Source organism: Roseomonas populi (assembly GCF_024594815.1).
Classification (GTDB): domain Bacteria; phylum Pseudomonadota; class Alphaproteobacteria; order Acetobacterales; family Acetobacteraceae; genus Roseomonas; species Roseomonas populi.
On the sequence record NZ_JANJOU010000007.1, the window covers coordinates 32,116 to 44,607 of the forward strand.

Sequence of the window (12,492 nt, forward strand, 5' to 3'; positions counted from 1 at the left end):
AGTTCGCTCTACGAAACGTAACGGCATCAGATAGGAAATTCTCGCGGAAACGTTAGAACGCTGTTGCCGGGTCTGCTGCCCGGCAAGGGGGCACTCGAATGATTCTCAGGAGGTTCCGGCGCGTCGGGGTCGTCGTCGCGCCGGTAATGATGACGACGCTGCTCGCTGGGTGCGTGAATCACAACCAGATTGCGATGGAAGTTGGAGCGCCGCCGAAGGATGCGGCTCAGCTCCGCGAAATGCAAACGGCACGTTTTGATGCTGCAGATGAGGTTGTTTTGCTGACCGAGGCGACGCAGGTCCTGCAGGATCTCGGCTTCGGAGTGGCGGAGAGCGCGCCGCAGGTGGGCGTACTCACCGGCAGCAAGTCGCGGGACGCGACGGAGGCAGGCGAGGTGGCGGCCCAAATCGCGCTGACCGTTGTCGCAGCGGCGTTCCTCGTCGCCTATGTGCCGACCTGGGATACCAATCAGGTCATCCGGGTGACTCTTGTTTCCCAACCGGTGCCGCAAAGCCGGCAGACTCAACTCCGTGCCTCGTTCGAGCGCCTCGTGGCCAACAACAAGGGCCAGATCCGCGTCGAGCCCCTGCAGCAGCCCGAGATGCACCAGGAATTCTTCAAAATGCTTCGGAACGGAATGGCCATGCGGGAGAACCGCACGTGAGCTTGCGCCTCGTCGTGCTTCTCGGGCCCCTTCTGCTCGGCGCATGCGCCGTCCAGCAGGAGCGGCAGTTCCAGGCCAGTGACAAGAGCTCGGTGGAGATGCGGGCGATGCAGTCGCGCATCATCGACGGCGATGCACCCACCGTGACGCGGGGCGTCGTCGCTACGCTGCAGGACCTTGGCTACCGCATCAACAAGGCTGAACCTGCGGCCGGCAGCATCACGGCCACTAAGCTAGAGCGGCTGCGCCTCACGGCGGTAGTCCGGCCCGTCGACAGCAACCGGGCTGCCGTGCGGGCGAACGCGGTTGTTGTCCTGCCCCAGACCGAAAATCAGGTCGATGATCCGCAATTCTACCAGCAGAACTTCTTCGCCCCGCTCTCGACCACACTCGGGCGCGAGGCTTTCGCTGCCCCGGCAGACACCCAGGTTCCCGACGCGGCTGTTCCCCGGGTAACCTCGGACCTACCCGGTGGCGGCCCCGCTCCTGGTGGCCAGGGCCGGCAGGAGACCGCCCGGCGATGATCCGACCGATTCTCATCCTTGCCGGGCTGCTGGCTGGCTGCGCGACGGCCGGTGATCATGCGGCTCAGGTTGGCGCGGGCGGCGCGACCGACGAGCGGCTGGCCCTGGGTACGGTTCAGCGCCAGATCCGCATTGGCATGACGAACGCCGAAGTGGTCGCCGTACTCGGCGCTCCGAACATGGTAACGACCGATGATCGGCGGCGTGAGAACTGGGTCTATGACCGGGTTTCCAGCGAAAGCGCCTACTCGTCAGGGGCCGCCGGTGCGAATGTGCTCTTCCTCGGGGCCGTCTCCTCGTCGGGCGCGTCGCGGCGCTCGCAGCGCACCCTGACCATCATCATCCGCTACGACGAGGGTGGGCGCGTGCGGGACTTCAGCTACCGCTCGAGCAGCTTCTGAGACGGCCCATGCGGCGACGTGCCATCATCGAGTCGGGCCTGTTCGCGTCTTTAGCCGGCCTTGCGGCATGCCAAAGCAAGGAGGAGGTCCACGCCAACGCGCTCACGCCCTCTTCTTCCGTGGTGTCGCAGCGCGTCCTGCAGACGCGACGGTTCGACACGCGCGACGATACGGTGCTGATGCAGGCCGCCATTGGGGTGCTCCAGGACCTCGGTTTCATTATCGAGGAGAGCCGGGCGCAGGCTGGCCTCGTCACCGGGATCAAGGAGCGCGACGCCACAGAGGCAGGACAGGTAGCGGGCCAGCTGCTGCTCGTTCTTCTTGCCGCGGCGGCCCGCACCCAGCACCGCGTGGTCATGGACCGGGATCAGGTCATCCGTGCCCAGGTCGTCGTAAGGTCCGTGCCGGACCGCTCGGGTATGCTGGCCCGCGTCACCTTCCAGCGGCTCGTTCGGAACACGGACGGGCAGGTGAGCCGCCTGGAGACCATCGAGGACCCGGAACTCTACAAGGGGTTCTTCAACCAACTCGCCCAGTCCACCTTCCTGGCGGCCCATGAGATCTAGCCTTCTCCTCACCCTCGCCGCGGCGGCCTTCGCAGTGCCGGGATGCCAGATGGACAGCCGGCAACAAGTCCTGGCCACTGCAAACACTCAGGTGGCCCAGCGCGCCATCTCCACCCGTGTCTTTGACACGGCGGACCGGTCTGCCGTCTTCCGCGGCATCATCGCCACTTTTCAGGACCTCGGCTTTGTCGTGGATCGGGCGGATGATGTCCTGGGAACGATCAGCGGCACGCAACTGCAGAACGGGATCGTGCGCCTCACCGTCACAGTACGGCCGATTTCCGGGCAGCGGGTTCTCGTGCGCGCTTCCGGGCAGCACAACCTCGATGCCTTGACCGACCCCGTGCCGTTCCAGCGGTTCTTCGACGCGCTTGCCCAGGCTCTCTTCCTGACTGCCAATCAGGTCGATTAGCGACCGAAGAGCGGCATGGGGATTGCAGGTCCGTAACGTGACGCGGCGCCCCGCCCCGGAGCGCCAGCCGTGACGAAGGACCGCCCATGATCCGTCGCCGCTCCCTCCTGGCCGCTGGCGCGGCCAGCCTTGCGCTGCCCGCCATCGCCCAGACCCCCTGGAAGCCCCGCCAGCCCATTCGCCTGATCGCCACCTTCCCGCCGGGCGGGCTGGCGGACGTGGTGGCGCGGCTGGTGGCGCCCGCGATCGGCGCCAACCTCGGCACCACGGTGGTGGTGGAGAACCGCCCGGGTGCCGGCGGCACGATCGGCGCCGATGCCGCGGCCAAGGCGGCGCCGGACGGCACCACGCTCGTCATCAGCCACGCCTCGCCGCACGGCATCGCCGCGGGCGTCTATCCCAGCCTGCCCTACGACCCTGTCGCCGACTTCACCCATGTCGCCATGCTCTGCGAAACGGCGAACGTGCTGCTGGTGAACAAGGGCTCCGCCACGCCCGACTTGGAGAGCTTCCTGAGCAAGGCCCGCAAGGACGGGGCGCGCTACGGCTCCTCCGGGATCGGCTCCATCACCCACCTGCTGGGCGAGGTGCTGATGAGGGAGGCGAGCGTGCCGAAGCTGGACCACGTTCCCTATCGCGGCAGCGCCCCGGCCATGCAGGATCTCTTCGCCGGGCATATCGAGAGCGTCTTCGACCCGCTGACGACGAACGTGGCGATGATCAGGGACGGCACGGTGACGGCCCTCGCCGTGTCCTCCTCCGCCCGTGTGCCGGCCACGCCCGACGTGCCGACCTTCGCAGAACTGGGCCTGCCCGCGCTGACCTGCACGGCCTGGATCGGCGTCTCCGGCCCCAGGGGCCTGCCCGCGCCCGTGGCGGCGGCCGTTGAGGAGGCGGTGCTGGCCGCCGTGGCGCAGCCGGATATCCGCGCGAAGATGGCCGACCTCGCCTCCTACCCGCCCGAGAAGCCCTTGGTCGGCGCCGCGTACACCGCCATGATCGGGCGGTACGCGGCGAGCTGGAGCGCGGTGGCGAGAGGGGCGGGGATCACCGCCTCCTGAGCCACCGGCCCGGTGCCGCGCCGAGATGGTGGACAGGATGCTGACGGTGCCGGAGGAGGTGGTCCTCCTCAGCCTCGATGACGCGACGGGGCGGCCGCTGGAACTTCCGGCGGCCGCGCTCTCACTTGCGCTGTCGGGCGCGGTGCTGATGGAGTTGACCCTGCGCGGGCGGCTGGACAGCGATCCGGACCGGCTCTTCGTGGCCGACCCTAACCCCTGCGGCGACGCGCTGCTGGACCCGGTGCTGGCGCGGATCGCGATGGCGGCGGAGCCGCAGGACAGCCGCTGGTGGATGGGCCAGCTCGCCCCCGGGGCGCCCGCGCTGCGGCAGGCGCTTCTGGACCGGCTGGTGGCCGGCGGGCTGCTGCAGGTGGAGACGGCACGGAAGTTCTGGATCCTGCCGGATCGGCGCTACCGGAAGGCCGGCGACGCCGCCGCCACGCGCGAGAGGCTCCGGGCGGTTCTGCTGGCCGGGGAGATTCCGGAGGCGAGGGACTCCCTCATGGCAGGGCTGTGCCGCGCCACGGGCCTGACAGCCCTCCTGCTCTCCGAGGACGAGGCCCGGGAGGCCGCCGCGCGGATTGCGGCCGTGGCCGCGCTTGAGGAGATGAGCCGCTCCCTTATCGCCGAGACGCGGGACCGGCTGACGACGGAGCACTGACCTCGAAGGGGTTCCGCCCGGCGGCGGGCGGGTCCATACCCCGGCCGAACAGGTTCCAGGCATCGCATGACCGCCACCGATCCCGCGCTGATGGACGCGGAAACCCTGATCGCCCTCTATGCCCGCCGCGCCCTCAGCCCCGTGGAGGCGCTCAAGGCCGTGATGGAGCGGATCGCCCGCTACAACCCCGCCATCAACGCCTTCGCGGCCATGAACCCGAACGCGCTGCGCCAGGCTGGGGAGAGTGAGGCGCGCTGGGCGGCTGGGCGTCCCCTGGGGCTCCTGGACGGCGTGCCCGCCACGGTGAAGGACGTGCTGAACCTGGCGGGCTTCCCCACCCGCCGGGGCAGCCGCACCACCGACCCCCGCCCGCAGGCCGAGGACGCGCCGGCGGTGCTGGGGCTAAAGGCGGCGGGGGCGGTGATCGTCGGCAAGACCACCACCACGGAGTTCGGCTGGAAGACGCCGGGCGACTGCCCGCTGCACGGCATCACCCGCAATCCCTGGAACAACCGCCGCACCACGGGCGGCTCCTCTTCCGGTGCGGGGGCGGCGGCCTCGGCGGGGTTCGGGGCGCTGCATGTCGGCACGGATGCGGGCGGCTCCATCCGCATCCCGGCCGCCTTCTGCGGCGTGGTCGGCTTCAAGCCCAGCTACGGGCGCGTGCCGCAATGGCCGCACGGCGCCTTCTCCGCCGTGTCCTGCGCGGGGCCGATGGCGCGCACGGTGCGGGATGCCGCACTGCTGCTGAACGCGATCGGGCGGGCGGATGCGCGCGACCCGCTCTGCCTGCCCGACGAGCCGCGGGAGTGGCGCGCGGGGATCGAGGACGGGGTACGGGGGATGCGGATCGCGCTCGTCCGCCGCTGGGGCTTTGAGCCGCTGCTGGACGCGGATGGCGATGCCGCCCTGCAGCGCGCCGCCGAGACGCTGCGGGCCGAGGGCGCGCTGGTGGAGGAGGCCGATCCCGGCCTGCCCGACACGCGCCACGCCTTCGGCCGCGTCTGGGGCGTGGCGCTGGCGCGGCTCGTCGCCACCGTGCCCGAGGCGCAGCGGGGCGAGCTGGATGCCGGGCTGGACGAGGTGGCCCGGCGCGAGGGCGGGCTGCCCGCCACCGAGTTCCTGTTCGCCGACGCCATGCGGGTTGAGGCGGCGCACCGCATGGCGCTGTTCCACCTGAAGTACGACCTGGTGCTGACGGCGGCGACCCCGACCGCCGCCTTCGCCGCCGACCAGCCCACGCTGAAGCCCACCGAGGCGCTGTGGCGGGACTGGGCGCCCTGGACCTTCGCCCAGAACCTGACGCGCCAGCCCGCCATCGCCGTGACCACGGGGCTGGACGACCACGGGATGCCGCGCGCCGTGCAGATCGTGGCCGCGCAGGGCCGGGACGACCTGTGCCTGCGCGGCGCACGGGCGCTGGAGCGGGCGCTGGAGATGCCGGAGATCGATCCGCTGGCCGCCTGAGCCTTGCGCCTCTCAAGCGCCGGGTTCATCCCAACCCCTCAGCCATGGAGTGAGACGATGAGCGCCACCACCGAAGCCCGCGTGCTGGAATGGCTGGCCGGCCGGCAGGACGAGATGCTGGCGGCGCTGGAGGCCATGGTGAACACCGATGGCGGCTCCTACGACAAGGCCGGGGTGGACGCGGTGGGCGGCCAGGTGCGCGCCTTCTTCGCTGCCCACGGAATCCCCGTAGAGACGATGCCGCAGTCCCGCTTCGGGGACTGCCTGCGCGCCACGCTGGACGCGGACGGTGCCGAAGCGAACGAGGGCAATGCCCGCCGCAACATCGTGCTGATGGGCCACCGCGACACGGTCTTTCCCAAGGGCGAGCCGGAGCGCCGCCCCTTTCGGGTGGAGAACGGCATCGCCACCGGCCCCGGCGTGGCCGACATGAAGGCGGGGCTGGTGATGAACATGTTCGTCATGGCCGCCTTCAAGGCCGTGGGCGGCGCGCCCGGCCCAATGGTGGCGCTGTTCACGGGTGACGAGGAGATCGGATCGCCCGAGGGCCGCCCGGTGATCGAGGCGGAGGCCCGCCGCGCCCGCGTGGTGTTCAACTCCGAGCCCGGCCGCGCCAATGGCGGGGTGGTCACGGGCCGCAAGGGCGGCGTCTTCATGGCCGTGGAGATCGAGGGCCGCGCCGCCCATTCCGGCGGCAACTTCGAGCAGGGCATCAGCGCCATCGGCGAGCTGGCGGAGAAGGTGCGCGCCATCCACGCGCTGACGGACCTCAAGCGCGGCATCACGCTGAACGTGGGCCTGATCAGTGGCGGGCAGAGCGTGAACACCGTGGCCCCGCACGCGCAACTGCAGATCGACCTGCGCTACGTGGAGCCCGGCGACCGCGACGAGATCATGGGGCGTATCCACGAGATCGTGGCGAAGTCCTTCGTGCCGGGCACCCGGGCCGAGATGACCATTCGCGGCGAGTTCCTGCCGCTGACCCAGACCCCCGCCGCCGCGCGGGTCTTCGAGATGTACCGAGAGGCGGCCTCGGAAGCGGGGCTGAGCATCACCGAAGACTTTTCCGGCGGCTGCGCCGACAGCGGCTTCACCGCGGCGATGGGCGCGCCCACCCTCTGCGCCGTTGGGCCGGTGGGCGGGAAGGCGCACTCCCCGGAGGAGTACCTGGAGGTGGCGAGCATGGTGCCGCGTGCCCAGGCCCTGGCGCGGGCCATCCTGCGGCTGGACCGGGCGGGGCTGTAGTCGCATTCCGACCGCACCGGGACACATTCCCGCAACGCGCCCCGGCGAGAAGCGCGGCCCCTTTGCCGGATCCGCCACCCGCATGACTCGAACCAGGCGCCACGCCATGGCCCTGCCCATCCTGGCCCTGGCGGCGCTCGGGCCCGCGCCCGGCCCTGCCTGCGCCGCCGCCGGTGCCCCCATGGCGCAGGAACGGCCGGACCCGCCGCGCCGGAGCTGCGCGGGCGGGCGGGAGACGGTAGCCTTCGGACGGCTGCTGATCCACTACGGGCTGCAGACGCTGCAGTACGGGATCGGTATCGTCCTCGTCTTCCTCGGGCTGGTGGTGACGGCGCTGGGCTACATGCTGCTGCTCATCGAGCTGATCCTCTGCTGGAGCTGAGGCCGTGCACTCCTTCCGCTTGTTCCCGAATCCACGCCATGGCGTGCCAGGCGTCGTCGTGCTGCCGGAAGGCGGCTGGCGGCGGGCGCGGGCGGCCATCACCACCTGGCCGGGATACGCGCCCACACCTCTGCGCGCGCTGAAGGAGGTGGCGGAGGCGCTGGGGCTGGAATCCGTCTGGCTGAAGGATGAATCCACGCGCTTCGGCCTCGGCTCCTTCAAGGCGCTGGGCGGCGCCTACGCGGTGGCGGGCGTGCTGGCGCGGGAACTCGCGCGGATGGGCTTGGCGAACGCCGCCACGGCCGCCGACCTGGAATCCGGCCGCTACGCCGGGGCGGCCTCCGGAATTACCGTGACCTGCGCGACGGACGGCAACCATGGCCGCAGCGTGGCCTGGGGCGCGCGGCGCTTCGGCGCGCGCTGCGTGATCTTCGTCCACCCCGGCGTCACGCCCGGCCGTCGCGCGGCCATGGAGGCCTTCGGCGCCGAAGTGCGGGAGGTGCCGGGCAACTACGACGACAGCGTACGCGCCGCCGAGGCCATGGCGCAGGAGAATGGCTGGCACGTCGTCTCCGACACCTCCTGGCCCGGCTATACGGAAGTGCCGCGGGAGGTGATGCAGGGCTATCGCCTGATGGCGGAGGAGGCGCTGGACTCCATGCCCGCGCCGCCCACCCATGTCTTCATCCAGGGTGGGGTAGGGGGCGTTGCCGCCGCCGTCTCGGTCGCGCTGCGAGCCCGACGCGCGGGGGCGCGGCTGGTGGTGGTGGAGCCGGAGCGGGCCGCCTGCCTCCTCGCCAGCGCCGAGGCCGGGTTGCCGACAGCCGTCACCGGCGACCTGGACACGATCATGGCCGGGCTGGCCTGCGGCGAGCCGAGCCTCCTGGCCTGGCAGGAGCTGGAGCGGGCCGCCTTCGCCTTCATGTCCATCCCGGACGGGGCCGCGCTCGCCGCCATGCGCCACCTGGCCTGGCGGGAGGAGCCGGTAGTGGCCGGGGAGAGCGGGGTGGCGGGGCTCGCAGCCCTCGCGCTCGCCGGCCAGGACGCGGCTGCGCGGGAGGTGCTCGAGTTACGGAATGATTCACGCGTGCTGCTCTTCAGCACGGAAGGATCGACGGACGAGGACCTGTATAAGTCAGTCATTCATCGGGATGCGGTTGACAGGAAAGGCGGGTCTCCCCTTTTGGGGGGCTGAAGCATTGCATCCAGTTCAGGAAGGACGCCCCGCATGATTCAGCGCCGCCACCTCATGGCCGGGGCAGCCGGCCTCGCTACCGCGCCGCTCGCCGCGCCGTCCGTCCATGCCCAAGGCACGGGATGGCCCAGCGCCCCGGTCCGGCTGGTGGTTCCCTTCGCCGCGGGCGGCCCCACGGACATTCCCGCGCGCCTGCTTGCAGACGAGCTGTCCAAGATGCTGCCCCAGCGCGTAATCGTGGAAAACCGCACGGGCGCCGGCGTCGTCGTCGGCTCCGACGTGGTGGCGAAGGCGCCAAAGGACGGGCAGACGCTGCTCTACACCACCATCGCGCACTCCACCCTGCGCTCCATCTTCCCGAAGCTGCCCTTCGACCCGGTGGCGGACTTCACCCCGGTGGCGCTGACGGGCGTGATCCCGATGATCGTGGTGGTGAACAAGGACCTGTCGGTGAACAACCTGCAGGACTTCGTGAACCTGCTGAAGGCGAATCCCGGCAAGTACGACTACGGCTCCACCGGCAACGGCGCCGCGCTGCACCTGGCGAGCGAGCTATTCCTGCGCCAGGCGGGCGGGCTGCGCGTGAACCACGTGCCCTATCGCGGTGAGGCGGCGGCCATGCCGGACCTGCTGAACGGCACCATCGCCATGATGATCAGCATCGCGAACTTCGCGCTGCCCTTCGTGTCGCGCGGCGAGGTGAAGGGGCTGGCCGTCACCTCCGCCCAGCGCATCCCGCAGCTGCCGGACTTGCCCACGGTGCAGGAGGCGGGCGTGCCGGGCTACGAGGCCTATACCTGGCACATGGTCATGGCGCCCTCCGGTACGCCGGAGCCGCTGGTGACGCAGATCAACGAGGTGGTGAACAAAGTGATGGCGATGGAGAGCGTGAAGCAGCGCCTCTCCGACCTCACGCTGACCACCCGCTCCGACACCACGCCGGCGACGGCCAAGAAGTGGCTGGACGACGAGATCGCGAAGTGGGAGCCGATCATCAAGGCCGCCGGCATCAAGGCGGATTGAACGAGGCGGGGCGGGGGGCGATGCCTCCCGCCCCGTTCGCTTTCACACGCCCTGGCCCATCGCCTTGATCGGTGGCGCCAGATCCTTCGGCAGCGGGCTCTCATAGGGCTTCCCGCCCGTCCGCTCCTTGAACTCCGCCTTCGCCTTCTCGACCAGCGATGGGTCGCGGATCGCGTCGACCGCCGTGCCCGCCATCACCTTCGCCACGTGCACCACGCCCTTGTGCGCATGGGGCGACTTGCCCTGGGCCGTGAGCTGCCAGGAGTGGAAGGGCGTGCCGATGGCGCAGGTGGCGCCGCGCGCCTGCACCGTGGGCACGGCCCAGGAGACGTCGCCCACATCGGTGGAGCCGACGCCGCCGCCATCGCCCTTGCTCTCCAGCGGCACGACGATGTCGCAGAGCACCTTGCCTGGCTCCACCTTCAGCCCGTGGCGGCGATGGGCGTTCTGGATGTCCTGCTCCGTCAGCGTCGCCTGGATCTGGGCGGCGTACTCCCGGTCCTTGTCGTCGAACTGCGGCGGGCCGAGGCGCTGGAAGTTGTCGTACATCGCCTTCTCCAGCGGCGTGTTGCCGAGAAGGTTGGAGACGGCGGAGACCACGCTCGTCTCCACCCGCGTCTCCGTCATCAGCGCCGCGCCGTCCGCAATCTTGCGGACACGGCCCACCAGCATGTTCAGCTCCGGCAGATCGCGCGCGCGGATGAGGTAGCGGACCTTGGCGCGGGACTGCACGACGTTCGGCGCGATGCCGCCGCCGTCCAGCATGGCGTAATGAATGCGCGCGTGGTCCGGCATGTGCTCGCGCATATAGTTCACGCCGACATTCATCAGCTCCACGGCATCCAGCGCGGAGCGGCCCAGCTCCGGCGCGGCGGCGGCGTGGCTGGACTTGCCGTGGAAGGTGAAGTCGATGCGCGTGTTGGCGAGTGAGACGGGGTCGTTCACGCCGGAGAAGGAGGCGGGGTGCCAGGAGATGGCGATGTCCACGTCGTCGAACACGCCGTCCCGCGCCATGAAGCCCTTGGCCGCGCCGCCTTCCTCGGCCGGGCAGCCGTAGTAGCGCACGCGGCCCGGAATGTTGTTCTCCTTCAACCAGTCCTTCACCGCGGCGGCGGCGAGAAGGGATGCGGCGCCCAGAAGGTTGTGGCCGCAGCCATGCCCGGGGCCGTTCGCCACCACCTCCTTGTGCTCGGCGATCCCCGCCTCCTGGGAGAGGTTGGGCAAGGCATCGTACTCGCCGAGGATGGCGATCACCGGCCCGCCCTCGCCCCACTCGCCCATCACGGCGGTCGGGATGCCGGCCAGGTCGCGCGTGATGCGCGCGCCCTCCTTCTCCAGCATGGCGACGTGTTCGGCGACCGAGCGCGTCTCGGTATAGGCGATCTCCGGCATGTCCCAGACGCGGTCGGAGAAGGCCGCGTAGTCCTCCTTCCGCTCGTCCACGGCGCGCCAGACGAATTCGTCGTTCCTCATGGACCCCTCTCCTCTATTCCGTGCCCAGGCGGGCGCGGGGCGGGGCCACGGCCGCCGCCTCCGGGTGGATGGTGACAAGGCGCCCGTCCTGCCATTGCATCAGCCAGGGGCGGGCGCGCGTGTTCTGGCCGCGCTCATCGAAGGCGGCGCCCCAGCCCGCGGGGGTCGTGCCCTCCGCGATGTCGGTGGCCAGCATGGCGGCCCGCAGCTTGTCCTTCTCCGTGCCGCCGGCGCGCCCGATGGCGTCCAGCGCGACGCGTGCGCCGAAGAAGTTCGCCAGGGAATGGCCTGAGCGCGGGTCGGCGCCGTAGCGCCGCTTGTAGGCCTCCGCGAAGGCGGCGTTGCCGGGGGCCACGCGGTCGGCGATCGCGAAGCCGGTGAAGCCGACGTTCATCACGCCCTCGAAGGCGGGCCCGATGGCGCGGGCCGTGTCGGACAGGCTGTACCCGCCGCCGGAGCCGATGATCATCCGTGGCCGCCAACCCGCCTCCCGGAGGTTGCGGAACAGCAGGATTACGTCGTTCTGGCCGGCGGCGTGCAGCAGCACGTCCACGAAGGCTTCCCGCAGCCGCTGCACCGCCGCGGTCAGGTCGGCGGGGCGGGCGGGGTAGGGCACTCGCTCCGCCACGCGGATCCCGGCCTCGGTCAGCCGCTGGGCCTGCAACTCGGCGACGGACCCGCCATAGGGGCCATCCTCGTGCAGCAGCCCGACACGGAGCTCCTCGCGCGGGCGGCCCAGCAGGGGCGGCAGCACCGAAGTGACGGCCTCCGCCGTCACCGCCGCGAAATCGGCCGCGCGCGGGCATGTGCGCCAGAGGAAGCGAAAGCCGCGGTCGGTGATGCCCTCCGTCACGGCCCCCATCTCGAAGTAGGGAATGCCTCCCGCGTCACTCGCCTGGCTGGCGGCGAGGGACACGCCGGAATCGCTGCTGCCGAAGAGGATCGCCGCCTTCTCCGCCCCGATCAGCCGCCTCGCCTCCGCGACGGCCGCGGCCTGGTCGGTGGCGTCGGCTCGCAGCAGGCGGATGGGGCGGCCCTGCAGCCCGCCGGCGGCATTGCGCTCCTCCACCGCCATCTCCAGCCCGCGGAAGGATTCATCCCCGAGGAGGCCCGGCGCGCCGGAGAGGGGGTAGACCGCACCGAAGCGCCACTCATTGCCGCCCGAAGGCCCGGCGGGCGGCTGCGGGGCCGGCGGCGCGGGGGCCTGGGCGCGTGCCTCCCCGGCCGCGAGCGGCAGGGCGAGCGCGGCGAGGAGGCTGCGGCGCGGCGCGGCCGGGCGCATGGTTCCTTCTGTCCCTGCATTCCGTGGAGCGGTCCGATCGTCGCCCCTGGACCGGCGCCGCGCAAGGCCGGGGCGTGACCGATCGTGTCACGCATCGTTGGCCCGCCCCGCGCTTGACGCGCCGATCCCCCGCGC

At 70.9% G+C, this 12,492-nt stretch carries 14 protein-coding genes; 12 read left to right on the plus strand and 2 right to left on the minus strand.

The annotated features are described in order from the left end of the window. Nucleotides 1-98: 98 nt before the first annotated feature. From NRP21_RS09365 to NRP21_RS09420, 12 genes are all read left to right on the plus strand, one after another. Nucleotides 99-665: a hypothetical protein gene (locus NRP21_RS09365; protein WP_257715926.1), complete on the plus strand. Its 567-nt coding sequence runs from the start codon at nt 99-101 to the stop codon at nt 663-665. Continuing rightward, nucleotides 662-1,189 (plus strand): hypothetical protein, encoded by a 528-nt coding sequence (locus NRP21_RS09370; protein ID WP_257715927.1) that lies wholly within the window; start codon nt 662-664, stop codon nt 1,187-1,189. Before NRP21_RS09365 ends, NRP21_RS09370 begins: the two co-directional genes overlap by 4 nt. Beyond that, entirely contained in the window at nt 1,186-1,590 is a 405-nt protein-coding gene (locus NRP21_RS09375) for an outer membrane protein assembly factor BamE (RefSeq protein WP_257715928.1), read from the plus strand. The genes NRP21_RS09370 and NRP21_RS09375 overlap by 4 nt, the downstream gene beginning before the upstream one ends. Nucleotides 1,591-1,598: 8 nt before the next feature. Beyond that, entirely contained in the window at nt 1,599-2,156 is a 558-nt protein-coding gene (locus NRP21_RS09380; RefSeq protein WP_257715929.1) for a hypothetical protein, read from the plus strand. Between the two features lie 49 nt (nt 2,157-2,205). Beyond that, a complete protein-coding gene (locus NRP21_RS09385; protein ID WP_257715930.1) occupies nt 2,206-2,568 on the plus strand; it encodes a hypothetical protein in 363 nt (120 codons plus the stop codon). A gap of 86 nt (nt 2,569-2,654) precedes the next feature. Then, on the plus strand, nt 2,655-3,629 hold the full coding sequence (locus NRP21_RS09390; RefSeq protein WP_257715931.1) for a Bug family tripartite tricarboxylate transporter substrate binding protein: 975 nt from the start codon (nt 2,655-2,657) through the stop codon (nt 3,627-3,629). Between the two features lie 25 nt (nt 3,630-3,654). Beyond that, complete coding sequence (locus NRP21_RS09395) at nt 3,655-4,290, plus strand: GOLPH3/VPS74 family protein (RefSeq protein WP_257715932.1); 636 nt, start codon at nt 3,655-3,657, stop codon at nt 4,288-4,290. A 66-nt stretch (nt 4,291-4,356) separates the two neighbouring features. Beyond that, on the plus strand, nt 4,357-5,757 hold the full coding sequence (locus NRP21_RS09400) for an amidase (RefSeq protein ID WP_257715933.1): 1,401 nt from the start codon (nt 4,357-4,359) through the stop codon (nt 5,755-5,757). Between the two features lie 57 nt (nt 5,758-5,814). Next, nucleotides 5,815-7,002 carry a M20 family metallopeptidase gene (locus NRP21_RS09405; RefSeq protein WP_257715934.1) on the plus strand — a complete coding sequence of 396 codons (1,188 nt, stop codon included), beginning with the start codon at nt 5,815-5,817 and terminating at the stop codon, nt 7,000-7,002. Between the two features lie 82 nt (nt 7,003-7,084). Beyond that, nucleotides 7,085-7,384, plus strand: a complete 300-nt coding sequence (locus NRP21_RS09410; RefSeq protein ID WP_257715935.1) for a hypothetical protein — start codon at nt 7,085-7,087, stop codon at nt 7,382-7,384. Nucleotides 7,385-7,427: 43 nt separating this feature from the next. Next, nucleotides 7,428-8,579, plus strand: a complete 1,152-nt coding sequence (locus NRP21_RS09415; protein WP_257715936.1) for a diaminopropionate ammonia-lyase — start codon at nt 7,428-7,430, stop codon at nt 8,577-8,579. Between the two features lie 33 nt (nt 8,580-8,612). Then, complete coding sequence (locus NRP21_RS09420) at nt 8,613-9,602, plus strand: Bug family tripartite tricarboxylate transporter substrate binding protein (protein ID WP_257715937.1); 990 nt, start codon at nt 8,613-8,615, stop codon at nt 9,600-9,602. A gap of 42 nt (nt 9,603-9,644) precedes the next feature. On the opposite strand, the gene NRP21_RS09425 is transcribed toward NRP21_RS09420, so the two are convergent. Beyond that, complete coding sequence (locus NRP21_RS09425; RefSeq protein ID WP_257715938.1) at nt 9,645-11,075, minus strand: M20 family metallopeptidase; 1,431 nt, start codon at nt 11,073-11,075, stop codon at nt 9,645-9,647. Between the two features lie 13 nt (nt 11,076-11,088). Next, on the minus strand, nt 11,089-12,357 hold the full coding sequence (locus NRP21_RS09430) for an ABC transporter substrate-binding protein (protein WP_257715939.1): 1,269 nt from the start codon (nt 12,355-12,357) through the stop codon (nt 11,089-11,091). Nucleotides 12,358-12,492: the final 135 nt, after the last annotated feature.